A 20,010-nucleotide genomic window follows, 5' to 3' on the forward strand; every position below is an offset into this window, starting at 1 on the left:
CGACGCTCCTGCGGTGTCCCGGCACTCTGGGCTTCATGACGCCTACCACCACCGCCGACGCGACCCGGGCCACCGTTCAGAAGTTCCTCGAGCTCCGTCTCGCCGGGGACATCGAGGGGCTCACCGCGCTCTTCGCCGACAAGGTCGACTGGGTGCTCGCCGAGAATCCGGGAGTGCCGTGGATACGTCCGCGGTCCAGCGCTGCGGAGTGTGCCGCGCAGGCAGCGGAGTTGATGGAGTACACCGTGCCCGAAGACGCCCGCGCTTCCGTCGACACGTTTCTCGTCGACGGCACCGACGCCGTCTTGATGGGGCATCTCGCAGGGACCGTACGGGCGACGGGGAAGTCCTTCGAGGGGCCGTTCGCGCTGCGGCTCACCGTCGAGGGCGGGCGGATCACGCGGCACCACCTCTACGAGAACAGCCTGTCGATCGCCGAGGCCTGCGCCCCGTGACCGCGATCTAGCCCTCGGCCAGGACGTTCGTGGACTCCGGGTCGAGGGCGACTCCCGAAGGTTCGTCCGGGTCGGAGGGCCACCAAGGGGCCGAGACCGCCGCGGACAGGGCCGCGGCGAGTTCGCCGGTGTTCTTCGACGTGGCTCCGGTCGGCAGAGCGATGCGAATGCGGACCGTGCGGGATTCCCCGGGCGCGAGGGCGAACTCGTCCGTCTCGACGTGCGCCCGGCCCGTCAGGTCGGCCCAGCTGCCCCCGCGGTCGATCGCCCAGTGCGGGCGGCTGACCGACTGGCCGACCGCGCCGGGGCTGAGGGTGATCGCGATGCGCAGGCCGGAGCGTGTGCGTTTGCCCGCCTCGTTGCGCACCCGCACCTCCCACTCCACGGGTGGACCGCCTTCGGTCGCCTTGAGCAGTTGCGGAACCTCGACGGCGAGGTGAGTGGGATCGACCGGAAGGCGCACACGTGACGCGGACGCCGCCGGGTGGGTATCCGGAACCCAACCCTTCCGGGCCGGGGCCAGTTGCGCGGCGATGGTGTCGGCCACCGCAGGCACCTGGCCGTCCACATAGCTGCGCCGCTGGTCGGCGGTGAAGAGCCGGAACTCGATCTGCTTGCGCGCCTTGCCGCGGTGCGCGAGCGGCAGCACGGCAGCGAACTCCCCGTCGTCGTCCTGCTCGTTGGTCCACTGGAGCGGCACATCGCGCCACGTTCCGTCTTCGCGGATCTGGAGCCGGTCCGGGACCGTGCCGATGTAGAGCGCCAGTACGCGCCGGGCGGCCTGCGTCTCGGTGAGGCCGGCGACAGTGACGCGGAAGGGGAGCGGCGGTCCGCCGGGGACCAGTGCGCGATCGCCGTCCGTGCCGAGGTGGATGGCCGGGCGAGGTACCGATGCGGCCGGAGAGTGTCCCCTGTCAGGGGCCGTGTCCGGGCCCCGGCCCGCGCAGCCGGCAACCGCCGCCGTGGCGACGAAGAGTATGAGCAGGGCACGTAAGCCGGGTATTCGGGTCACGGGCATCCCTCCCGCGGCGGATTTTATCGCTGCGAGGGGCCCGGGCGCCCTGCGCGTCAGGCCCGCCCGACCAGCCGCCAGTACTGCCGCTGCTCCTCGTCCCGTACGACCACGCCGAGCCGCAGCAGTTCACCGCGCAGCTCTCGGGCGTCGTCGGCGTCGTCCGAGTCCTTTCGGGCCCGCGCGCGTGCCCTGAGCAGGGCGTCCGCGCCCTCGGGGAGGCCGGGGGTGCCGGGGACCCAGCGGCGGTAGTCGGCTCGGTGCGGGTCCTCTTCCGCCCAGGGGTAGCCGTGCGCGGAAAGCGCCGCGATGAGGCGTGGCCAGGACAGACCGCTGTGCTCCCGGGCCAGTTCCGTGCTGTCCTGGGCCAGGACGACCAGGTGCTTGCCGTCCCTGAACAGCACCGCGATCTCCTCGCGGGCGAACTCCCGCGTGCTCTCCCTGATGGTGAGGGTCAGGTGTGTGGCGGAGATGCTCACCGACAGGGACTCATGCACGGCGACGAAGCCCAGCAGCAGGCCCGCGAGTACGCCCACCGCGACCGTGCCCAGGGTGAGGGCGGGTTCCGGGATCGAGGTCAGCAGTTCGGCCGGGCCCTCCAGTGGTGCCCACGGGAGCATCAGCAGCCAGCGGGCGAGGAGAGGGAGCAGGGCGCCGGCGGCGGCACCGCAGCCGACGCAGAAGAACACGATGGCCCAGGTCGATTCCGCGAGTTCGGCTCCCATGCGGTCCTTCTTGGCTTCCTCCATGGGAAAGAGTCTCGGGACGTGCCGTCCGTCCTGTCATCAGCCGTTGGTCTACGTGCCCCCGACTTTGGTCGCTCCGCCGACGCGACGGCACGGCCCAAGGGTCACGGGTGCATCCGCGCCCCCTTCACCACCTTGTCCACCGCGTTCCTCGGGCCGTAGACCGCGAGGCCGACCAGGTCCAGGTCCGCCGTCGGCACCGCCCGTACGGCCGCGCGGTTGTCGCGGTCGTTGCCCGTCGAGAACAGGTCGGACGTGAAGAGCGCGCGGGGCAGGGAGCGGGACAAGGCCCTGCTGTGGGCCGTGGTCAGGGTTTCCTTCGTGGCCTCGAAGACCATGACCGGCTGGCGGAACATCGGCAGGTAGGGCACGCCGTCCGCGTCCTCGTACGGTTCGCCGATCACCTCGGGAAGCTGCGTGCCCAGGCCGCTGACCAGGAACGATGTGACGTTGAGGCGCTGCCACTGCTCGAGGTCCTCACGCAGCAGCACGGCGATCTTCGTGTCGAAGCGGATCGGCTCGACCGGCTCCGTGGATGGTTCGGTGTTCATGATGCGAGCGTGCCGGGCGGCCCACGCCGGGGTCTTGTACGTTTTTTGCATGGCCTCCGAGTCCTCCCGGACCGTCTCCGCCTGGCGGCCCCCTGTCGCGGGTGTCGTCGAGGTCTTCCACGCGCGGTTCACGGAGTACGCGTATCCGATGCACGTCCACGAGGCCTGGACGCTGCTGATCGTCGACACCGGCGCCGTACGGTACGACCTCGACCGGCACGAGCACGGCACGCCGCACGACACCGTGTCACTGCTGCCGCCGCATGTGCCGCACAACGGCTCTCCCGTCACCGCGGAGGGCTTCCGCAAGCGGGTGTTGTATCTCGACGGGACGTATCTCGGTGACGAGCTCATCGGGGCCGCCGTCGACCGGCCCGACCTGCGCGATCCGCTGTTGCGGCGGCGCGTCGGGCAGTTGCACGGCACGCTGGTGCGGCCCGGAGAGGAACTGGAGGCCGAGAGCAGGCTGTTGTTCGTCGGGGAGCGGCTGCGCGGGCATCTGCGGGGCGACCCCGCTTCCCCACGGCCTGCCGATCCCGCCCTCGCACGCCGGCTGCGCGAACTGCTGGACGAGCGGGTCGTCGAGGGGGTGGAGCTCCGTGAGGCGTCGGCGCTCGTCGGTGCCCATCCGGCCCATCTGGTACGGGCGTTCAGTGCCGCTTACGGCATCGCCCCGCACCAGTACCTGACGTCCCTGCGCGTGGGCCGCGCCCGGCGGCTGCTGCTCGAGGGGCGGACACCGAGCGAGGTGGCGGTGGCGACCGGGTTCTACGACCAGTCGCACCTCACCCGGCACTTCCGGAGGCTGGTGGGGGTGCCGCCCGGGCGGTATCGGGAAGGGCCTGACCGGAGCTAGCGCTCCGGGCGTTGCGTGAGGTGCGCGAACGCGTCCAGGTTGCGCGTCGACTCGCCCCGGGACACCCGCCACTCGTACTCCTTGCGGATCGCCGAGGCGAAGCCCAGCTCCAGGAGGGTGTTGAAGCTGCCGTCCGCCGCTTCCAGGACCTGGCCCAGCAGGCGGTCCAGCTCGTCGGCGGTGACGGCGGACAGGGAGACCCGGCCGGTGACGTAGACGTCGCCGTGCTGGTCGACGGCGTAACTCACGCCGTAGAGCTTGAGGTTGCGTTCCAGCAGCCAGCGGTGGACGGCCGGTTCGTTCTCGTCGGGGTGGCGGATGACGAAGGCGTTCAGGGAGAGGGAGTGGCGGCCGACGAGCAGGGAGACCGTGGTCTTGAGTTTGCGGGTGCCGGGGAGCTGTGCGACGTAGGTGCCGGGCTCGGGGCTCTCCCACTCCAGGTCGGCGTCCTTCAGCACTCCCTCGATGACCTGTGCCGCGCGCTGTTCCTGACCGGTGTCACCCATGGTGCGAGCGTACGCGACGGCGGTGCGCCTGCATCGCGGCCGTGTAGACGTCCGCCGTGGTGGCGGCCGCGGTGTCCCAGCCGAAGGACTGGGCGTGGCGGGCCGCCTGCGCGCCCATGCGGGGCGCGAGTTGCGGGTCGTCGGCGAAGTCGCGCAGCACGCGCGCGTAGTCGGCGGGGTTGTGGCCGCTTACGAGGAAGCCGGTGTGTCCGTCGTCCACGGCCACCGGCAGGCCACCGACCGCCGCCGCGAGGACCGGGGTGCCCGCCGCCTGGGCCTCTATGGCGACCAGTCCGAAGGACTCGCTGTAGGAGGGCATGACCAGGAGGGAGGCGGCGCGGAACCAGTCCGCGAGCTGTTCCTGGCCGACCGGCGGGCGGAACCGTACGACGTCCGCGATGCCGAGGCGGGCGGCGAGCTTCTGCAGGCCCTCGGGCTTGGCGAGGCCGCTGCCGCTGGGGCCGCCGACGACGGGGACGAGGATGCGCGAGCGGAGTTCGGGGCGCTCGTCGAGGAGGACGGCGACGGCCCGCAGCAGCACGTCGGGGGCCTTCAGGGGCTGGATGCGGCCCGCGAAGAGCGGGATCAGCGCGTCCTGGGGCAGCCCGAGGCGGGCGCGGGCGGCGGCACGGCCGTCGGCGGGCGAGAAGCGGGTCAGGTTCACGCCGGGGTGGACCACGGCGAGCTTGTCCAGGTCGGCGGCGTAGTGCTGTGCCAGGTCGTCGGCCTCTTCGGTGGTGTTGGCGATGAGGCGGTCGGCGGCGGCGACGATCTGGGTCTCGCCGATGACGCGGGCGGCGGGCTCGGGGCTGTCGCCGTCGGCCAGGTTGGCGTTCTTGACCTTGGCCATGGTGTGCATGGCGTGCACCAGGGGGACGCCCCAGCGCTGGGCGGCGAGCCAGCCGACGTGGCCGGAGAGCCAGTAGTGGGAGTGGACCAGGTCGTAGTGGCCGGGGCGGTGGTGGGCCCATGCCTGCATGACGCCATGGGTGAAGGCGCACAGCTGGGCGGGGAGGTCCTCCTTGTTGAGGCCCTCATAGGGGCCGGCGTCGATGTGCCGGACGAGGACGCCGGGGGCCAGCTCGACGGTGGGCGGGAGGGCGGCCGCGGTCGCGCGCGTGAAGATCTCGACCTCGATGTTGATCGCGGCGAGGCGCTGCGCGAGTTCCACGATGTAGACGTTCATGCCGCCGGCGTCGCCGGTTCCTGGCTGGTGGAGCGGGGAGGTGTGCACGGAGAGCATGGCCACCCGGCGGGGCCTGCGGTGCAGCCTCAGTCGCGCGGGCGCGGACGCGGAGCGCCGCCCGAGCCTGCCGATGTACTGGCTCACGTGGCGTTCCTCCTCGCTCCGGGCATGCCTCGCGCAGGACGCGCTGTGCCCTGCACGGGGGTGAACACCGGAAGGGGGCACTCCATTTCCCCGTTCGTGTCCCTGTTCGCGACTTTTACCGAATCATTACCGCTCACCGCTCAACCGTTCGAGGGTGAAGGGCTCCCTAAGGGCTCATTTGCCCGCCGGGCCCGGGAGCGTGACAGGCAGGTGAACTCGATCGGAAATCGCAGGTCACGGGCGTTGTCCCCGTCGTGAAAAGGCTGTCGATTCCGGTTCCGCGGACAACCGGGCTCCTGCCCCGCCGGTCACAACCAACAAAAGGATCGACCACTGCCTCACGGAGGTTCTGCAATGCCCTCTCGCCTCATCGGCCGCCGGATGTTACGCGCGGCGACGGTTCTGACGCCCCTTCTCGGCACAGCCCTGGCCGTCCCGATCGCCCTGGCGGGCCCGGCCGGGGCCGCGCAGCCGACGGCCACCGCCTCGGTGAACGAGTACGGCTGGCACCTCACCTACACCGCCGCCCCCGGGCAGGCCAACAAGGTGGCCATCACCCAGTCCTTCACCGGCGACCGCTCCCGGTTCACCTTTGTGATCGACGATGTCGTCCCGATCAGCGCCGGGAACGGCTGCGGCCATCCCGACAGCGCGGACAAGACCAAGATCTCCTGCACGGTCGAGGCCCCCGAAAGCCAGTCCCCGCTCAACTCCATGGAGATGGACCTCGGCGACGGCGCCGACACCGCCTCCTTCGACAACGTCACCGACCAGGTCTACTACTTCAACACGGTCGAGCTGGGCGACGGCGCCGACCGATGGACCGGCGCCACCGGCAGCCGCGTCGACGGCACGTCGGTGCAGGGCGGCGCGGGCGACGACACCATCCGGGCGGGCGCGCTGGGGTACGCGGGCGGCGGTACCGGCGACGACACCCTCTACGCCGGCATCGACGGCGAGATCGTGGACGGCGGCGCGGGCGACGACGTCCTGCACGGCGGTGCGGGCGACCAGATCCTGCGCGCCGACGACGGTGACGACACGGTCTACGGCGGGGCCGGCGACGACGAGATCTACGGCGGCAGGGGCAACGACATCCTGCACGGGAACGGCGGCGCCGACCGGATCTGGGGGAACAGCGGCGACGACGAGCTGTACGGCGGCCCCGGCGCGGACACGCTCTCCGGCGGCCCGGGCAGGAACATCGTCCGCCAGGACTGACGGACCTCCTTTCTTGGACTGACAGTTCTCCCCTTTCGAGGGGGGACGGGACCGATGAGTTTCCGCGTCCCGGGGCGTCTGACTCACTGAGGAGAGGAGAGGGTCACGATGAAGCTCGTGGTGCAGGAGTTCCTGACGCTCGACGGTGTCTCCCAGGGACCGGGCGCCCCGGACGAGGACACCAGCGACGGTTTCGAGCGGGGCGGCTGGTTCGTGCCGCATCTGGACGAGGAGTTCGAACGGCTGGTCGGCACCTGGCTCGGTGAGGCGGACGCGCTGCTGCTCGGCCGCCGCACCTACCAGAACTTCGCCCGGGACTGGCCGACGATGACCGACCATCCCGCCGCCGCCGTACTGAACGGCCTGCCGAAGTACGTCGCCTCCCACAGCCTGACCACGGCCGGCTGGAACCCGACCACGATCCTGTCCGGCGACGTCCCCGCCCGGGTGGCGGAGCTGAAGCGGCTGCCCGGCCGGGAGATCCAGATCCACGGGAGCGCCCGGCTCGCGCAGTCCCTGCTGGCCGCCGGGCTGGTCGACACCCTGCGGCTGGCGATCGCCCCGGTCGTGGTCGGCCAGGGCCGCCGCCTCTTCCCGGACGGCGGGGCCCCGGCCGGGCTGCGGCTCACCGACCACCGGACGACGCCGGGCGGGCTGTCGGTGCATGTCTTCGAGTCGACGGGGGTTCCCGAGTTCGGGACGTACGGGGGCGGCGCCTGAGGACACCCGGGGAGCCGCTCCAGCCGCCAAGCGGCTCCTGAAGGCCGCATACCCTCGTACGCATGACATCCCGCGCAGCGACCCACCCCCGCATCGTGGGAACGGTGACCCGCGGGACGACCAACCCCAACCGCCTGCGCCGGATGGACCGCTGGATCGCGGCCACGCACGGCGCGGAGCTGCGCCGTGCCGCCGACCCCGTGACGGTCGACCTCGGGTACGGCGCCGCCCCCTGGACGGCCGTCGAACTGCTGCACCGCCTGCGTACGGTCGCGCCACGCGCGCGCGTGGTGGGCGTCGAGATCGAGCCCGCCCGGGTCGCGGCGGCGCTGCCGTACGAGCGGGCGGGGCTCGTGTTCCGGCATGGCGGCTTCGAGATCCCGGTCCCGCAGCGGCCCCTGCTCGTCCGGGCGGCGAACGTGCTGCGGCAGTACGAGGAGGGCGAGGTCGCGGCCGTGTGGGAGCGGCTGTGCGGGCGGCTCGCCCCGGCCGACCCGGCCACCGGCGCGCGCGGCGGACTGCTGGTCGAGGGGACCTGCGACGAGATCGGGCGCCGGCACGTGTGGGTCGCCCTCGGCCCGGAGGGGCCGCGCACGGTCACCTTCGCGACCCGTCTCGGCTCCCTGGAGCGCCCCTCGGACCTGGCGGAACGCCTGCCGAAGGCGCTCATCCACCGCAATGTCCCGGGCGAGCCGGTGCACGCCTTCCTGCGCGACTTCGACCGCGCCTGGGCGGCCGCGGCGCCCTACGCCTCCTACGGCGCCCGGCAGCGGTGGATCCGGGCGGTTCGGGACCTGACGGCGGACTGGCCGGTGGCGGACGGTCCGGTGCGGTGGCGGCAGGGCGAAGTGACGGTGCGGTGGGAGGCGTTGGCCCCGCGAGGCTGAGCTCACCGGCATCGCCCGTCGGCTGGCTCGGCATGGCTCGCCGGGAACGATCTCTTTGAGTCGTTCGTCACACAGGCGGGGAGATCGTCATGCCGGGGGCATACCGGTGCGGGGGTGGCGGGAAGCACTACCTCTGTCGCTTTGGGCGCCGGCATGGCAGCATCCCAGACGAACCGGATGTTACTGACGGTTAATCAGTTGGGGGCTGAGGTATGGGAACGGGCAAGCGTGGCCTGATCGCGACGGCAGTGACCGTGGTCTGCGCGATCACCGTGCTGGCGGCACCGGGCACGGCGTTCGCCAGTCCGAGCCCCTCCCCCACTCCTAGCGCGAGCCCAACGCCCGGGCCCAGCAAGGACCTCGAGGCCGTACGCAAGAAACTCGACAAGCTCTACCGCGCCGCGGGCCGTGCCACCGACGAGTACAACGCCGCCGAGGAGAAGGCGGACAAGCAGTCCGCCGAGATCGTCGAACTGGCCAAGAAGATCGTCAAGGGCAAGGAGAAGCTGGCCAAGCTGAAGGACCGGGCCGGCGCCTCGGCCGCCGCGCAGTACCGCGGGGGCGGACTGCCGCCCGAGGCCCATCTGACGCTCAGCGACGACCCGCAGGAGTTCCTCGAAGGAGCGGTCCGGGTCCGCCAGGGCCAGCACGCGGCCAAGGGCCTGATCGGCGAACTGACCCGCACGCAGGAGGACCTGGAGCAGTACTCCAAGGACGCCTCCGCGCAATGGAAGAAGCTGGAGGCGGGCCGCAAGGCCAAGGCCGCCGCGCAGAAGAAGATCGAGAAGCAGATCAAGCAGGCGGAGAAGGTCGAGTCCGAGCTGCAGAAGGACGAGCAGAAGCGCCTCGCCGAGCTGGAGAAGGAGGCCGCGGCCGAGGCACAGTCCGCCTGGCTCGGCTCCGGCGTCCTCGACGAGATCAGCGGCAAGGCGTCCGAGCAGGGCAAGAAGGCCGTCGAGTACGCCACGGCCCAGATCGGCAAGCCGTACCAGTGGGGCGCCGAGGGGCCGAAGACCTACGACTGCTCCGGGCTGACCTCACAGGCCTGGATATCCGCCGGCCGCGGCATACCGCGCACCTCGCAGGAGCAGTGGAAGCAGCTGCGGCACATCGACGTCCAGGACATGCGGCCCGGCGACCTCATCATCTACTTCGACGACGCCAGCCATGTCGCGATGTACATCGGCGACGGGGCGATGGTGCACGCCCCGCGGCCCGGGCGGGACATCACCATCGCGGGAGCGGGATCCATGCCTATCCTCGGGGTGGTAAGGCCGGATCCCGGCACCGACGCCGGGTGAACATATCGGGCATCAGGCACGTTTGGTGACCCGACCCACGTGACCCACCGCACGCCGGGCTCACCGGCAAACGCGTGTCGGCGTGACGTTCGTCATCTCCGCGGCATCTCCGGCCTGTCCAACTGCGGTACATATCGCGGCATATGACACTGGCCGATGGCGCAGCGGCGTGGCTCACACCATTCCTATGCGGCGCCGACACCCGCTATGGTCCCCGTCGGTGGGTCGAGGTCCCTCGCCCCCGCCATGCCCTCGGGGGGAGGGAAGGAACCCAAGACAATGCCCGTACCCATACCGCGGCAGAGAGCGATCCCGGCCGTGGAGAGTGGTCAGGCGCAGGCCGCGTCCCCGTGCGGCGGCTCCGCCGAGAACTCCGTCACGGACGCCTCGGCCGCGGCCCCGCGCACGCCGGACACCGCCGGGAACACCACGGACAAGGTGGAGATCAACACCGCTCACACCAACCTGACGCTGCTGCTGATCGAGGACGACCCGGCCGGTTCGCCGATCGTGCCGGACATGCTCGACCAGGCAGGCAAGCCGATCCGCGTCCGCACGGCCCGCAATCTGACCGAGGCCGGGCGGCTGCTGACCGACGACGTCCACTGCATCCTGCTGGACCTCGCGCTGCCGGCGCCGGGCCACAGCGACTCCGAGGACGAGCTCGCCGTACTCAAGCACGTGCTGGAGCTCGCGCCCCGGCATGCCGTCCTGGCGCTGACCGCGTCGGGTGACGCCGAGCGCGGCGCGGAGGCGGTGCGCGTGGGCGCCCAGGACTACCTGTTCCGCGACGAGCTGGACGGCCGGCTGCTGAGCCGCGCGATCCGCTACGCGGTGGAGCGCAAGCGTTCCGAGTCGGCCGAGCGCCGGCTCGCCGAGGGCCGCCTGCGGGCCCAGGAGAACCGCCGCCTGGAGCGCGGTCTGCTGCCGACCCCGCTGCTGGAGGGCTCTCCGCTGCGGTTCGCCGCCCGCTACCGCCCGGGCCGCTCGCGCGCCCTGCTCGGCGGTGACTTCTACGACGTCGTGCGCACGCCGGACGGCACCGTGCACGCGATGATCGGTGACGTGTGCGGCCACGGCCCGGACGAGGCCGCCCTCGGGGTGGAGCTGCGGATCGCGTGGCGCGCGCTGACGCTGGCGGGCCTGTGCGGCGACCAGCTGCTGGGCACGCTCCAGCAGGTGCTGGAACACGAGCGGGCCGACGACGAGATCTTCGCGACCCTGTGCACGGTGGACATCGCGCCGGACGGGCGCCGCGCCGGCCTGTGCCTGGCGGGACACCCGTCGCCGCTGCTGGCCCGTCCGGGCAAACCGGCCCGCCTGCTGCCGTACGACAACAACGGACCGGCCCTCGGGCTGCTGCCGGGTGCCCGCTGGCCGCGTATGCAGGTGGAGCTGGGTGCCGAGTGGAGCCTGATGCTCTACACCGACGGCCTGATCGAGGGCCATATCGGCCGGGGCCGGGAGCGGCTCGGCCAGGACGGCATGACCGAGATGATCCGCCGCCAGTTCGCCGAGGGACTGCGGGGCGAGCGGCTGCTGCGGGCGGCGGTGAACGAGGTGCGCGACCTCAACGGTGGCGAGCTGACGGACGACGTGGCGGTACTGCTGCTGGACCGGGTGCCGTAGCCCCCGGGAGCAAGCGCTGCCCAGGGGGCGCCGACCGGGGTTTACCGGCCGCCGTTCCAGGGGCCGTACGGGCCGTCGCTGCTGGAGCCGCGCTGGCTCCGGCCGCCGCCGGGGAGCGCGCGGATGGCCGGGCGGACGTCGACCATGTACACGATCGTCGCGATGAGCCCGATGATCGGCAGGAACGACAGGATCGGGAAGAGCAGGTTCACCACGAAGGCCAGACCGAGGATGATCAGCCAGAACGGCTTGGTCTTCTTGTCGGCCGCGCGGTACGCGTCCTCCCGCCGCACGGCGGCGTCGAACAGCGCGAAGCCGCTGAAAATGATCAGGGCCATGCTCAGAAGCCACATCAACCCTGTGAAGCCCTGCATCAGCACAACATCCACCACCAGACTCGGCTCGTCCCTACGCGGTCACCGTACCCGTACAACGGGCCGGGCACCCCCAGGGTGCCCGGCCCGCGTGCGTTGCCGCCCTTGATCCGGCGGCCGCCGTCCTACTTGGCCGGCGGGGTGGTCTTCTTGGCCGTGGTGGTCTTGCGCGCCGGAGCCTTCTTGGCCGGGGCCTTCTTCGCCGGGGCGGCGGCGGCCGGCTTCGCCGGCTCCTCCTTGACCTCGACCGGCTGGGGCTTCGGCTCGACGGCCACGGCCAGCTCCTCGACGCCTTCGGCGACGTCCTCGATGCCCTCGGCGGCCTCGCCGCGCCAGGTGCGCACGGCCTGCTCGCCGTGCTCGGCGACCTTCTCGTAGGTCTCCCGGGCCTTGACGGCGTACTCGGCGGCCACGCCGACCCCGCGCAGCGCGAAGTCCTGGGCGTTCTCGCCGAACTTCTTCAGGTCCGCGTCGAGGTTGCTGCCGAGCTTCTTGAAGTCGGCGTCGAGGGAGCCGATGAACCCCGTGACCTTGGTCTGCAGGGTCTCCTGCGTCTCCTTGACGCGGGCGGAGGCCTCCTTGGCCCGGGCGGACGCCTTCTCCTGGACGGCCTTGGTGTCGGTGTTGCGTACGGCGTCGATCCGCGCCGGAGCCTCGGCCCGCAGCTGCTCCACCAGGGCCGGCACCTTCTTCGCCTGCTGGAGGGCGAGGTCGGCGGTGCCGGCGGCGAAGTAGAGCGGAGTCGGGTCGCTGAGGGTCTTGCGCAGGTCGTCGGTGATGGCCATGGTGAGGGTCCTCCCGGATTCTGTCTCGCTTGAGGGTTCGGCTGAGGGTGGTGTGATCCGCAGCGGAGCGGCCGGTGCCCTGGTCCGGCTCAGCCGGCCGTCTGCTGCGGGTCGGTGTCACTGCCGCCGGTGGCCTTGCGGGTCCGGCGGGTGGCGGACGTACCGTCGGCGTTCTTGCGGGTGCGGCGAGCGGCGGACGTACCGCCGGTCTCCTTGCGGGTCCGGCGGGTCGCGGACGTACCGCCGGATTCCTTGCGGGTCCGGCGGGTGGCCGACGCACCGCCGTCCTTCTCGTGGGTTCGGTCCTCGGCGGGCGGGCCGCCGTCGGCCGTGCGGGTCCGTCTGCGTATCTCGGTGCCGCCGTCCGGGGCGATTCCGTCCGCATCCGCCGCGCCTTCACCGACCACGACCTCGACGACAGCGGCGCCGTCGTCGGAGCCGTCGCCGGTCCCGAACCCGTTCTCCTTGCGGAAGGACTCGTAGATCTGCAGCAGCACCTGCTTCTGCCGCTCGTTCAGCGTCGGGTCCGCGAGGATGACGGCACGCGTCTCCACCTCGTCCCGGTCCCGCTCGGCGTCGAGAATGCCGGCGCGGACGTACAGCGTCTCGGCGGAGATCCGCAGGGCCTTGGCGACCTGCTGCAGCACCTCCGCGCTCGGCTTGCGCAGCCCGCGCTCGATCTGGCTCAGATACGGATTGGACACCCCGGCGGCATCGGCGAGCTGCCGCAGCGACAGCTGCGCGTTGCGCCGCTGCTCGCGCAGGTAGTCACCGAGATTGCCGACGTTGAGCGATGCCATGCCTCCACAGTGCCGCACCCCGCTAACTATTGCAAGCACCCGCTTGCAAAAGTGCGCCACGCCACGCGGCCGCGGTCGGGGCAGCCCCGCTCTGACCCACCTCGCCTGCGGCGCACCTCCGTGGTGCGATGGAACGGGGGCAGGAAGGAGAGAGTGATGGTCCTGCCAACAGCGGAGCGCGAGAGCGGCGCGGCCCCGGTATCAGTCCGCCCGCTGGATGAGGCGGACCTGGATCGGGCCGATGAGATCTGCGGGGCCGCCTTCGGGGCCTTCCTGGGGGCACCTGATCCGTTCGGGACCGTCGACTACGTCCGCACCCGCTGGGCGGCCGATCCGCAGGCGGCGTTCGCGGCGACGGTCGAGGGCGAAGTGGTGGGATCGAACTTCGCCGCCAACTGGGGCAGCGTCGGGTTTTTCGGACCGCTGACCGTACGCCCGGATCTGTGGGACCAGGGCATCGGCAGGCGTCTGATGGAGCCGGTCATCGACTGCTTCGACACCTGGGGGAATCGCCACCTCGGCCTGTTCACCTTCGCGCACAGTCCCAAGCATCTTGAGCTCTACCGCCGGTACGGCTTCTGGCCTCGATTCCTCACAGCCATCATGAAGAAGCAGGTCACAGACGGTGCCACGGTCCCCGGCCGGGTGCTCTACGGCGAACTGCCCGCCGTCGAGCGGCCCGACGCGCTGAGCCTCTGTCGCGCACTGACCGGAGCCGTGTACGAGGGCCTGAGCCTGGAACGCGAGATCGTGGCCGCGCACGCGCAGGGACTCGGTGACACCGTCCTGCTCCATGGCACCGGCTTCGAGCTCGACGGCCTGGCCGTCTGCCACTGCGGTGCCGGGTCGGAGGCCGGCACGGACGTGTGCTTCGTCAAATTCGGTGCCGTACGTCCTGGTCCGGAGGCCGCCGACCGGTTCGAGCGACTGCTCGACGCGTGCGAGCGGCTGGCCGCCGAGCGCGGGCTGGGGCAACTGGACGCCGGCATGAACCTGGGCCACCCGGACGCCTACCGGCGCATGATCGACCGCGGCTTCCGCACCTGGTTGCAGGGCGTGACCATGCACAGGCCCAACGAACCCGGGTACAGCCACCCCGACGCGTATGTGATCGACGACTGGCGTTGATTCTCAGATTGCCTGAGACGCCAGGTCGCGTCACAGCACCACGTCTGCGCGACGGCCCCTCGACCGTGTGCGGCGTGCGATGAGTCGGAGCAGCCTGTGGTCAGTCGACGGGGGCGACTCGGATCAGGTTGCCGTCCGGGTCCGCGACGACGAACGTGCGCCCGAATACCTCATCGCGCGGCTCGCTGACCACTCGAACCCCCTTTTCCACCCACCTCGCGAACTGGCCGTCGATCGCCTCGGGCCCGCCAGGCAGGGCCAGACAGACCTCGCTGGTGCGTGGCACCGCGGGGGTCAAGCCGTCCAGCTGCCCGCTCCAGAGCGCGAGGTCCACGCCCTCGCCGAGGTCGAAGGCGATGTAACCAGGGGTCTGGAAGCCGGGCTTGATCTCGAGGAGGTCCGCGTAGAAGCGGGCCGCTTCGGGCGCGTCGTTGACGTAGACGATGAACACGATCGAGGACGACATTGCTCGCTCCTTGGGTCGGTCTCACTGAACGACCGGAGCCTGCACGTCATTCATGACGGATCCCGTCAGGTTTTCTGAGATTCTCGATCTCGTGACTCCGGATCGCTTCTTCTCGCTGCTGCTGGCGCTGCAGTCGCGGGAGACCACGACGACCGCCGAGCTGGCGGCCCAGGTCGGGGTGTCGGTCCGTACCGTCCTCAGAGATGTGCAATGGCTGCAAGAAGCAGGCTTCCCCCTGCTGGTCCGACGCGGCCGTTGGGGCGGGGTGACTCTTCTACCCGGCGGGTTGCTCGACACGTCACGGCTCACTCCGAACGAACGGGACCACCTCGCGCTCTACGGCCTCGACGACATGCAGCGCGAACAGCTGGGAGCCATGGCCGACACCCAGCGCGCGCACCAGAAGGTGCGATCGACGCTGCGTCCGTCGAGCACCGGTGCGCTGCCTCTGAGCGCGGTCGTGACCACCGACAACAGCCCCTGGTTCTCCCGGGACGCCGAGGGCCTGCCTCCGGCAGCGCTGGTGGGCGATCTGCGGCGCGGGGTGCGGTTGCGTATCTGCTACCGCCGGTCCGAGGAGACCGAGCCCACGTGGCGGATCATCGACCCGTACGGCCTGCTGGCCAAGGGCGGCAGGTGGTATCTCGTGGCAGACTCCGCAGGTCGTCCGCACCTCCACGCGCTGGAACGGCTCGTCGACTGGGAACCGATGCGGGCAGTTCGCCGGCTGCGGCCGGGCGCGACCCTGGACGGTGTCGCGGCAGAGCTGACGGCGCGCTGGGAGAACCCGAACACCTTCCGGATCCATGCCGAGCTCGACCTGGACCAACTAGGTAGGGCGAGGCGCATCCTCGGCCGTCGACTGACTGTTCGGGACGCTGCGGGAACGCGACGCGTGAGCATCGCGGTCACCGGCCAGAATGTGGAAGTCGTGCGCCTGCTCCTGCAGTTCGGCGACAGCGTCACCGTGACCGACCCCGTGGAAGCCCGCGAACATATCCGACAGCTCACCAGGCAGATCCTTCAGAAGTACTCCTAGAGGGGTGCTCCCTCTGAAGCTCCCACACCGGGTGCCGACCTCGTCCGGAGCACCGCCTGGCAGTCCGACCAAGCGGGCTCGCTCAGCAAGGGCCGGAAGCGGGTGAACAGGGCAAGGAGTTCGGCTCCCCACTTCTCGCGAAAGGCGGAGTCGATGCGGGCGAGGTCGAGTTCGTTGGCGGCGGACAGTTCGGCGAAGTCCCGTCGCTGCTGCGGCTCCAGAGTGTGGAGTCGGCCGGTGAACCGGTTCCGGAAGGCCCCGTCGGCATCAGCGAGCGTCGGATACGTGGCCTTCCGGTCACAGGAGGCGTAGAGATACACGATGGCCTCGGCCTCGGCACCGATCACCCCTGCGAGTTCGGTGCGGCTGTCCGGGGACAGCAGGGCGGTGGGAAAGCCGTCGGTGCCGTAGAAGGCATGGCACAGGCCCGCGAGCCGGAGGGCGGGTCGGGCTCCCCAGACGGCGAGTCGGCCCTGGACGCGCTGGAGATGGGCGACGAGGGTGCCGCCCGGGTGGTCGATATCCGCAGCTCCGAGCGTGTGCAGCAGCGCGATGGCCTGGTCGGCGGCGACAGGAGGAGAGGCAGGCACGGGTCGGTGTCCTTCCTTCACTGGAGGTCGGCACCCGTCCGCCGCCTCCGCCCAGGGTCCGGATCCCGCGAAGGCGTCGGACGGGTTGCCGCCTGGGCCCTGTACCGATCTTCGTAGCCGTGTAAGCCCCAGTCAATCCTATGGATTTCTCGCCATACCCAAGCTGAGACTTGGGGCCATGGCTCTGGAGGACCTGCGTGTTTTCGTGGCCGTGTGCCGGGCGGGAAGCCTCAGCGCCGTCGCGCGAGAGCTGGACTGCACTCAGTCGGCCGTGAGCCAGCATGTCAGGCGGCTGGCGCGAGAGGCGGGTGTGAGCCTCCTGGAGCGTCAACCACGAGGTGTCGTGCCCACACACGTCCACGCGGCCGCCGACCTCTTCCGCGTGATCTGACACCGGTCACGACAAGCCGGTCATGACCCGCCGGTCACAACAAGCCCCCGACGATGCAGAAGGGATGCCCGGCCGGATCCGTGAGGACCCGCCATCTGTCCTGCCGCGGCTGATCCGGTTTACCCGCCCCCAGCTCCAGCAGCCGGGCCTCGGCCGCATCGACATCCACGACCCTGAAACAGCAGTGCAGTTGCTGCGGTACGACCTGGCCGGGCCAGCTCGGAGCTCGGTAGTCGTCGACCCGCTGAAACCCGATGTCGAACCCGCCCTCACCGTCCAGCGCGGCGAACTCGGCGTCCGACTCGGCGTGGAGTCCAAGTCCGGTGGCTTCCTGGTAGAACGCCGCCAGGGCGAGCGGATCAGGGCAGTCCAGGGTGATCGCGCTCAGCTTCATCAGCGGGGTCATGGCGCCTCCGGGCGGCTCTCTGGGGACTCCGGTCCCGCACACCCTAGAAGCGGTCGGTCGCTAAACCGTTCGACGAGTCGGGGTGGACACCGTCATGATCCGCACTCGTGACGACGACTTCGCAGCAGTCCCTGGTCCGCGCCGCCGCCCGGAACAACGCCGAGTGGTGCGCGGCGATGTGCCGGGCGCACGGGGTGAGGGGCGAGTTCGGGGCCGAGGCCTGGGCCGCGGCCGTGCGGACGCCGCTCTACTACCCCGACGCGGTGACGCTGGAGCCGGACGCCGACCGGGACGCGCTCGTGGCGCGGATCGACACCGCCTCGCCCGGCGCCTCGGTCAAGGACGGTTTCGCCGACCTGGAGCTGGCGGAGGCCGGGTTCCGGGTGCTGTTCGAGGCGCAGTGGATCCACCGTCCGGCCGGTGCACCCGCCACCGAGCCGGGCCCGCCCGACCTCGTGTGGGACGTGGCGGGCGACCCGGACACGCTGCGTGCCTGGGCCCTGGCCTGGGACGGCGGGGCCGGAAACGCGGACCTGTTCCGGCCCGGTCTGCTCGCCGAACCGGAGACCTTCGTGATCCTGGGACGGTCCGCAGACGACACCGATCGCGACACCGACACCGACGGCCGGGTGGTCGCCGGAGCGGTGGCGAGCCGCAGCGAGCACGTGGTCGGCGTCTCCAACGTCTTCGCGCGGGACGGCGGACCCGACGCGGCCTGGCCGGTCGTCCTGCACGCACTCGCCCGGCTCTTCCCCACCCTGCCCGTCGTCGGATACGAGCAGGGTGACGATCTGGCGGTCGCTCTCCGGTACGGCTTCGAGCCGGTCGGCCCCTTGCGGGTGTGGATACACAACGGCTGACCGGCCCGCGGCTACCGCGGCTTGTACGCCAGGAAGGTGCCCGCCTGCCGCTTCACCCCGTCCTCCGGTTCCTGCACCACACGCGTCGTGACCACCAGCCCCGCCTGCTGGAGCAGTTCCCCGATCCGGTCCGGCGGCAGCAGATGCGACTCGTAGGACACCGGATGGTCGCCGTACGCGCGCGTCGGGCGCAGGTGCTCGCCGTTGCCCACATGGCCCGCCAGCATCAGCCGGCCGCCGGGCGCGAGGGTGCGGTGGAACTCGGCGAACACGGTCGGCAGCCACTGCGGCGGGGTGTGGTGGGTGGTGTAGTACGCCAGGATGCCGCCGAGTTCGCCGCTGCCGACCTCCAGCGCGGTCATCGAGCCGACGGTGAAACGGAGTTCCGGATACGCCGCCCGGGCCAGTTCGATCATCCTCGGTGACACGTCCACGCCGAACACGGGCACTCCCAGGCCGGCCAGGTGGGCCGTCACCTTGCCCGGACCGCAGCCCAGGTCGGCGACCGGCCCGAGAGGCCGTGCGAGTTCGGCGAAGGCGGCCAGCATCGCGCGGGACACCGGGTCCAACTCGGCCGGTTCCTTGACGAGTCGGACGTAGTCGGCGGCGACGGTGTCGTAGGACTCCCGGACCGCGGTGAGGTACGAGGGCTCGGTCATGCCGCGAAGCTAGACGACGGCACTGACACCCCCCCCCCGTACGCCGACGCGAGTACGCCGGTTTACTCCCGCTGAAAGACGACCTCACCCCGCCGCCCCGGCAGCGTGTTCCCCATGAACCCGAAACTCAGCCGCCCCGCCCGCCGGACCGCGCTGGTCGTCCACGTCATCGCCTCCGCGAGCTGGCTCGGGCTCACGCTCGGGCTGCTCGCGCTCGGGACGACCGCGGCCACCACCGGGTCCGCCGTGACCGTGGAGGCGTCCGTCCGGGCCATGCGGCTCTTCGCCGACTGGCTGCTGCTCCCCGTCGCGCTCCTCACGCTCCTCACCGGTCTGGTGCTGTCGCTGGGGACCGCGTGGGGTCTGGCACGGCATCGGTGGGTCTACACGAAGTTCTGGCTGACGCTCGCCACGACCACCGCGACGGTGTTCGCCCTGCGCCCCGGGGTCAATGCCGCCGTCGCCGCCGTCGCCGCGGGCGGTCCGCTGCCCGACGCCGGGGACGTCCTGTTCGGGCCGGTCGTCTCGCTGTCCGCCTACGTCTTCATGACGGTGATCTCGGTCCTGAAGCCCTGGGGCCTGACCAGGCGGGGCAGGAGGCTGCGGGCACCCGCCCGGCGAACCCTTCAGGACGCCTAAGACCCAATCCAGTTTGCCTAAAGGTATTAGGTAGATGCACAATCCCTTCAGGCAGAAGGGAGGTGCCGTATGGCACGCGTGGGACTCACGCCGGAGCGCCTGACCGAGGCGGGCGCGGAACTCGCCGACGAGGTCGGCTTCGACGAGGTGACCGTCTCGGCGCTCGCCCGGCGGTTCGACGTCAAGGTCGCGAGCCTGTACTCGCACGTGAGGAACTCCCAGGACCTCCGGACCAGGATCGCCCTGCTCGCACTGGCGGAACTCGCCGACCGGGCCGCCGACGCCCTGGCCGGACGAGCAGGCAAGGACGCCCTGGGCGCCCTCGCCGACGTCTACCGCGACTACGCCCGGGAACACCCCGGCCGCTGGGCCGCGGCCCAGTTGCGGCTCGACCCGCAGACGGCGGCCGCGAGCGCGGGCGTCCGGCACGCGCAGATGACCCGGGCACTGCTGCGCGGCTACGACCTGACGGAACCGGACCAGACCCACGCGGTCCGGCTGCTGGGCAGCGTCTTCCACGGGTACGTCAGCCTGGAGCTGGGCGGCGGGTTCAGCCACAGCGCTCCCGGCACCGACGTCACCTGGGCCCGGATCATCGACGCCCTCGACACGCTGCTGCGCAACTGGCCCGCGCCCCCTACGGATCCCCGAGGCTGACA

24 protein-coding genes and 1 pseudogene are annotated in these 20,010 nt (G+C 71.1%); 13 read left to right on the forward strand and 12 right to left on the reverse strand.

All coding sequences use genetic code 11. From position 1 onward, the window contains the following. Nucleotides 1-35: 35 nt before the first annotated feature. Nucleotides 36-455 (forward strand): nuclear transport factor 2 family protein, encoded by a 420-nt coding sequence (locus OHU35_RS19500; RefSeq protein WP_405506166.1) that lies wholly within the window; start codon nucleotides 36-38, stop codon nucleotides 453-455. A 7-nt stretch (nucleotides 456-462) separates the two neighbouring features. Here the strand turns inward: OHU35_RS19500 and OHU35_RS19505 are convergent, their stop codons facing one another. The 3 genes from OHU35_RS19505 to OHU35_RS19515 all read right to left on the reverse strand — a co-directional run bounded on the left by OHU35_RS19505 (nucleotide 463) and on the right by OHU35_RS19515 (nucleotide 2,764). Then, nucleotides 463-1,467, reverse strand: a complete 1,005-nt coding sequence (locus tag OHU35_RS19505; protein ID WP_405506167.1) for a hypothetical protein — start codon at nucleotides 1,465-1,467, stop codon at nucleotides 463-465. A 56-nt stretch (nucleotides 1,468-1,523) separates the two neighbouring features. Next, nucleotides 1,524-2,216: a hypothetical protein gene (locus tag OHU35_RS19510; RefSeq protein ID WP_405506168.1), complete on the reverse strand. Its 693-nt coding sequence runs from the start codon at nucleotides 2,214-2,216 to the stop codon at nucleotides 1,524-1,526. A gap of 101 nt (nucleotides 2,217-2,317) precedes the next feature. Continuing rightward, complete coding sequence (locus OHU35_RS19515) at nucleotides 2,318-2,764, reverse strand: DUF2000 family protein (protein WP_405506169.1); 447 nt, start codon at nucleotides 2,762-2,764, stop codon at nucleotides 2,318-2,320. Nucleotides 2,765-2,813: 49 nt separating this feature from the next. On the opposite strand from OHU35_RS19515, the gene OHU35_RS19520 reads away from it, so the two are divergent. Further along, nucleotides 2,814-3,620, forward strand: coding sequence for an AraC family transcriptional regulator (locus tag OHU35_RS19520; RefSeq protein WP_189729434.1), 807 nt, complete (start codon nucleotides 2,814-2,816; stop codon nucleotides 3,618-3,620). Here OHU35_RS19520 and OHU35_RS19525 read toward each other — a convergent pair. After that, nucleotides 3,617-4,126: a YbjN domain-containing protein gene (locus OHU35_RS19525; RefSeq protein ID WP_189729436.1), complete on the reverse strand. Its 510-nt coding sequence runs from the start codon at nucleotides 4,124-4,126 to the stop codon at nucleotides 3,617-3,619. The genes OHU35_RS19520 and OHU35_RS19525 overlap by 4 nt on opposite strands. Next, nucleotides 4,119-5,456, reverse strand: a complete 1,338-nt coding sequence (gene mshA, locus OHU35_RS19530; protein ID WP_189729438.1) for a D-inositol-3-phosphate glycosyltransferase — start codon at nucleotides 5,454-5,456, stop codon at nucleotides 4,119-4,121. The genes OHU35_RS19525 and mshA overlap by 8 nt, the downstream gene beginning before the upstream one ends. 381 nt (nucleotides 5,457-5,837) lie before the next feature. On the opposite strand from mshA, the gene OHU35_RS19535 reads away from it, so the two are divergent. The 5 genes from OHU35_RS19535 to OHU35_RS19555 all read left to right on the forward strand — a co-directional run bounded on the left by OHU35_RS19535 (nucleotide 5,838) and on the right by OHU35_RS19555 (nucleotide 11,214). Continuing rightward, nucleotides 5,838-6,677: a calcium-binding protein gene (locus tag OHU35_RS19535; protein WP_405506171.1), complete on the forward strand. Its 840-nt coding sequence runs from the start codon at nucleotides 5,838-5,840 to the stop codon at nucleotides 6,675-6,677. Between the two features lie 108 nt (nucleotides 6,678-6,785). After that, nucleotides 6,786-7,397: a dihydrofolate reductase family protein gene (locus tag OHU35_RS19540; protein ID WP_359893178.1), complete on the forward strand. Its 612-nt coding sequence runs from the start codon at nucleotides 6,786-6,788 to the stop codon at nucleotides 7,395-7,397. Nucleotides 7,398-7,459: 62 nt separating this feature from the next. Further along, a complete protein-coding gene (locus OHU35_RS19545; protein WP_359893175.1) occupies nucleotides 7,460-8,284 on the forward strand; it encodes a class I SAM-dependent methyltransferase in 825 nt (274 codons plus the stop codon). Between the two features lie 212 nt (nucleotides 8,285-8,496). Then, entirely contained in the window at nucleotides 8,497-9,585 is a 1,089-nt protein-coding gene (locus tag OHU35_RS19550; protein ID WP_405506173.1) for an NlpC/P60 family protein, read from the forward strand. 279 nt (nucleotides 9,586-9,864) lie between these two features. Beyond that, nucleotides 9,865-11,214, forward strand: a complete 1,350-nt coding sequence (locus tag OHU35_RS19555) for a PP2C family protein-serine/threonine phosphatase (RefSeq protein ID WP_189729446.1) — start codon at nucleotides 9,865-9,867, stop codon at nucleotides 11,212-11,214. Between the two features lie 41 nt (nucleotides 11,215-11,255). Here the strand turns inward: OHU35_RS19555 and OHU35_RS19560 are convergent, their stop codons facing one another. From OHU35_RS19560 to OHU35_RS19570, 3 genes are all read right to left on the reverse strand, one after another. After that, the gene (locus OHU35_RS19560) at nucleotides 11,256-11,588 is read right to left on the reverse strand and encodes a DUF2516 family protein (RefSeq protein WP_031107860.1); all 333 of its coding nucleotides are present in this window, start codon (nucleotides 11,586-11,588) and stop codon (nucleotides 11,256-11,258) included. Nucleotides 11,589-11,713: 125 nt separating this feature from the next. After that, the gene (locus OHU35_RS19565; RefSeq protein ID WP_189729448.1) at nucleotides 11,714-12,373 is read right to left on the reverse strand and encodes a hypothetical protein; all 660 of its coding nucleotides are present in this window, start codon (nucleotides 12,371-12,373) and stop codon (nucleotides 11,714-11,716) included. Between the two features lie 89 nt (nucleotides 12,374-12,462). After that, complete coding sequence (locus OHU35_RS19570) at nucleotides 12,463-13,173, reverse strand: helix-turn-helix domain-containing protein (RefSeq protein ID WP_189729450.1); 711 nt, start codon at nucleotides 13,171-13,173, stop codon at nucleotides 12,463-12,465. Nucleotides 13,174-13,329: 156 nt separating this feature from the next. Between OHU35_RS19570 and OHU35_RS19575 the strand changes: the two genes are divergently transcribed. Further along, the gene (locus tag OHU35_RS19575) at nucleotides 13,330-14,301 is read left to right on the forward strand and encodes a GNAT family N-acetyltransferase (protein WP_189729452.1); all 972 of its coding nucleotides are present in this window, start codon (nucleotides 13,330-13,332) and stop codon (nucleotides 14,299-14,301) included. Nucleotides 14,302-14,401: 100 nt separating this feature from the next. On the opposite strand, the gene OHU35_RS19580 is transcribed toward OHU35_RS19575, so the two are convergent. After that, nucleotides 14,402-14,767 carry a VOC family protein gene (locus OHU35_RS19580; RefSeq protein WP_031103127.1) on the reverse strand — a complete coding sequence of 122 codons (366 nt, stop codon included), beginning with the start codon at nucleotides 14,765-14,767 and terminating at the stop codon, nucleotides 14,402-14,404. A 52-nt stretch (nucleotides 14,768-14,819) separates the two neighbouring features. Between OHU35_RS19580 and OHU35_RS19585 the strand changes: the two genes are divergently transcribed. Further along, nucleotides 14,820-15,806 carry a YafY family protein gene (locus tag OHU35_RS19585; protein WP_267944135.1) on the forward strand — a complete coding sequence of 329 codons (987 nt, stop codon included), beginning with the start codon at nucleotides 14,820-14,822 and terminating at the stop codon, nucleotides 15,804-15,806. On the opposite strand, the gene OHU35_RS19590 is transcribed toward OHU35_RS19585, so the two are convergent. Next, nucleotides 15,803-16,396, reverse strand: a complete 594-nt coding sequence (locus OHU35_RS19590) for a DUF6817 domain-containing protein (RefSeq protein ID WP_189729454.1) — start codon at nucleotides 16,394-16,396, stop codon at nucleotides 15,803-15,805. The genes OHU35_RS19585 and OHU35_RS19590 overlap by 4 nt on opposite strands. A 178-nt stretch (nucleotides 16,397-16,574) precedes the next feature. Here OHU35_RS19590 and OHU35_RS19595 point away from each other — a divergent pair. Beyond that, nucleotides 16,575-16,748 (forward strand): annotated as a pseudogene (locus OHU35_RS19595) (LysR family transcriptional regulator); the annotation flags it as partial. Between the two features lie 73 nt (nucleotides 16,749-16,821). Here the strand turns inward: OHU35_RS19595 and OHU35_RS19600 are convergent. Further along, a complete protein-coding gene (locus tag OHU35_RS19600; RefSeq protein ID WP_405506177.1) occupies nucleotides 16,822-17,193 on the reverse strand; it encodes a VOC family protein in 372 nt (123 codons plus the stop codon). A 176-nt stretch (nucleotides 17,194-17,369) separates the two neighbouring features. Here OHU35_RS19600 and OHU35_RS19605 point away from each other — a divergent pair, with 176 nt between their 5' ends. Further along, a complete protein-coding gene (locus OHU35_RS19605) occupies nucleotides 17,370-18,053 on the forward strand; it encodes a hypothetical protein (RefSeq protein ID WP_405509280.1) in 684 nt (227 codons plus the stop codon). A gap of 11 nt (nucleotides 18,054-18,064) precedes the next feature. Here the strand turns inward: OHU35_RS19605 and OHU35_RS19610 are convergent, their stop codons facing one another. Continuing rightward, nucleotides 18,065-18,712, reverse strand: a complete 648-nt coding sequence (locus OHU35_RS19610; RefSeq protein WP_405506179.1) for a class I SAM-dependent methyltransferase — start codon at nucleotides 18,710-18,712, stop codon at nucleotides 18,065-18,067. Nucleotides 18,713-18,826: 114 nt separating this feature from the next. Between OHU35_RS19610 and OHU35_RS19615 the strand changes: the two genes are divergently transcribed. Further along, the gene (locus OHU35_RS19615; RefSeq protein ID WP_405506181.1) at nucleotides 18,827-19,351 is read left to right on the forward strand and encodes a DUF2269 family protein; all 525 of its coding nucleotides are present in this window, start codon (nucleotides 18,827-18,829) and stop codon (nucleotides 19,349-19,351) included. 69 nt (nucleotides 19,352-19,420) lie between these two features. Next, the gene (locus OHU35_RS19620) at nucleotides 19,421-20,008 is read left to right on the forward strand and encodes a TetR/AcrR family transcriptional regulator (RefSeq protein WP_405506182.1); all 588 of its coding nucleotides are present in this window, start codon (nucleotides 19,421-19,423) and stop codon (nucleotides 20,006-20,008) included. Nucleotides 20,009-20,010: the final 2 nt, after the last annotated feature.

Origin of the sequence: Streptomyces purpurascens (assembly GCF_045040895.1) — a bacterium.
Lineage (GTDB): Bacteria > Actinomycetota > Actinomycetes > Streptomycetales > Streptomycetaceae > Streptomyces > Streptomyces purpurascens.

What these genes read in the sequence shown, in the direction of transcription:
- OHU35_RS19500 (WP_405506166.1), top strand. Translation starts at nt 36, where the DNA reads ATGACGCCTACCACCACCGCCGACGCGACCCGGGCCACCGTTCAGAAG.
- OHU35_RS19510 (WP_405506168.1), bottom strand. Translation starts at nt 2,216, where the DNA reads ATGGAGGAAGCCAAGAAGGACCGCATGGGAGCCGAACTCGCGGAATCG.
- OHU35_RS19515 (WP_405506169.1), bottom strand. Translation starts at nt 2,764, where the DNA reads ATGAACACCGAACCATCCACGGAGCCGGTCGAGCCGATCCGCTTCGAC.
- OHU35_RS19520 (WP_189729434.1), top strand. Translation starts at nt 2,814, where the DNA reads ATGGCCTCCGAGTCCTCCCGGACCGTCTCCGCCTGGCGGCCCCCTGTC.
- OHU35_RS19525 (WP_189729436.1), bottom strand. Translation starts at nt 4,126, where the DNA reads ATGGGTGACACCGGTCAGGAACAGCGCGCGGCACAGGTCATCGAGGGA.
- OHU35_RS19535 (WP_405506171.1), top strand. Translation starts at nt 5,838, where the DNA reads ATGTTACGCGCGGCGACGGTTCTGACGCCCCTTCTCGGCACAGCCCTG.
- OHU35_RS19540 (WP_359893178.1), top strand. Translation starts at nt 6,786, where the DNA reads ATGAAGCTCGTGGTGCAGGAGTTCCTGACGCTCGACGGTGTCTCCCAG.
- OHU35_RS19545 (WP_359893175.1), top strand. Translation starts at nt 7,460, where the DNA reads ATGACATCCCGCGCAGCGACCCACCCCCGCATCGTGGGAACGGTGACC.
- OHU35_RS19550 (WP_405506173.1), top strand. Translation starts at nt 8,497, where the DNA reads ATGGGAACGGGCAAGCGTGGCCTGATCGCGACGGCAGTGACCGTGGTC.
- OHU35_RS19555 (WP_189729446.1), top strand. Translation starts at nt 9,865, where the DNA reads ATGCCCGTACCCATACCGCGGCAGAGAGCGATCCCGGCCGTGGAGAGT.
- OHU35_RS19560 (WP_031107860.1), bottom strand. Translation starts at nt 11,588, where the DNA reads ATGCAGGGCTTCACAGGGTTGATGTGGCTTCTGAGCATGGCCCTGATC.
- OHU35_RS19565 (WP_189729448.1), bottom strand. Translation starts at nt 12,373, where the DNA reads ATGGCCATCACCGACGACCTGCGCAAGACCCTCAGCGACCCGACTCCG.
- OHU35_RS19570 (WP_189729450.1), bottom strand. Translation starts at nt 13,173, where the DNA reads ATGGCATCGCTCAACGTCGGCAATCTCGGTGACTACCTGCGCGAGCAG.
- OHU35_RS19575 (WP_189729452.1), top strand. Translation starts at nt 13,330, where the DNA reads ATGGTCCTGCCAACAGCGGAGCGCGAGAGCGGCGCGGCCCCGGTATCA.
- OHU35_RS19580 (WP_031103127.1), bottom strand. Translation starts at nt 14,767, where the DNA reads ATGTCGTCCTCGATCGTGTTCATCGTCTACGTCAACGACGCGCCCGAA.
- OHU35_RS19585 (WP_267944135.1), top strand. Translation starts at nt 14,820, where the DNA reads ATGACGGATCCCGTCAGGTTTTCTGAGATTCTCGATCTCGTGACTCCG.
- OHU35_RS19600 (WP_405506177.1), bottom strand. Translation starts at nt 17,193, where the DNA reads ATGACCCCGCTGATGAAGCTGAGCGCGATCACCCTGGACTGCCCTGAT.
- OHU35_RS19605 (WP_405509280.1), top strand. Translation starts at nt 17,370, where the DNA reads ATGTGCCGGGCGCACGGGGTGAGGGGCGAGTTCGGGGCCGAGGCCTGG.
- OHU35_RS19610 (WP_405506179.1), bottom strand. Translation starts at nt 18,712, where the DNA reads ATGACCGAGCCCTCGTACCTCACCGCGGTCCGGGAGTCCTACGACACC.
- OHU35_RS19615 (WP_405506181.1), top strand. Translation starts at nt 18,827, where the DNA reads ATGAACCCGAAACTCAGCCGCCCCGCCCGCCGGACCGCGCTGGTCGTC.
- OHU35_RS19620 (WP_405506182.1), top strand. Translation starts at nt 19,421, where the DNA reads ATGGCACGCGTGGGACTCACGCCGGAGCGCCTGACCGAGGCGGGCGCG.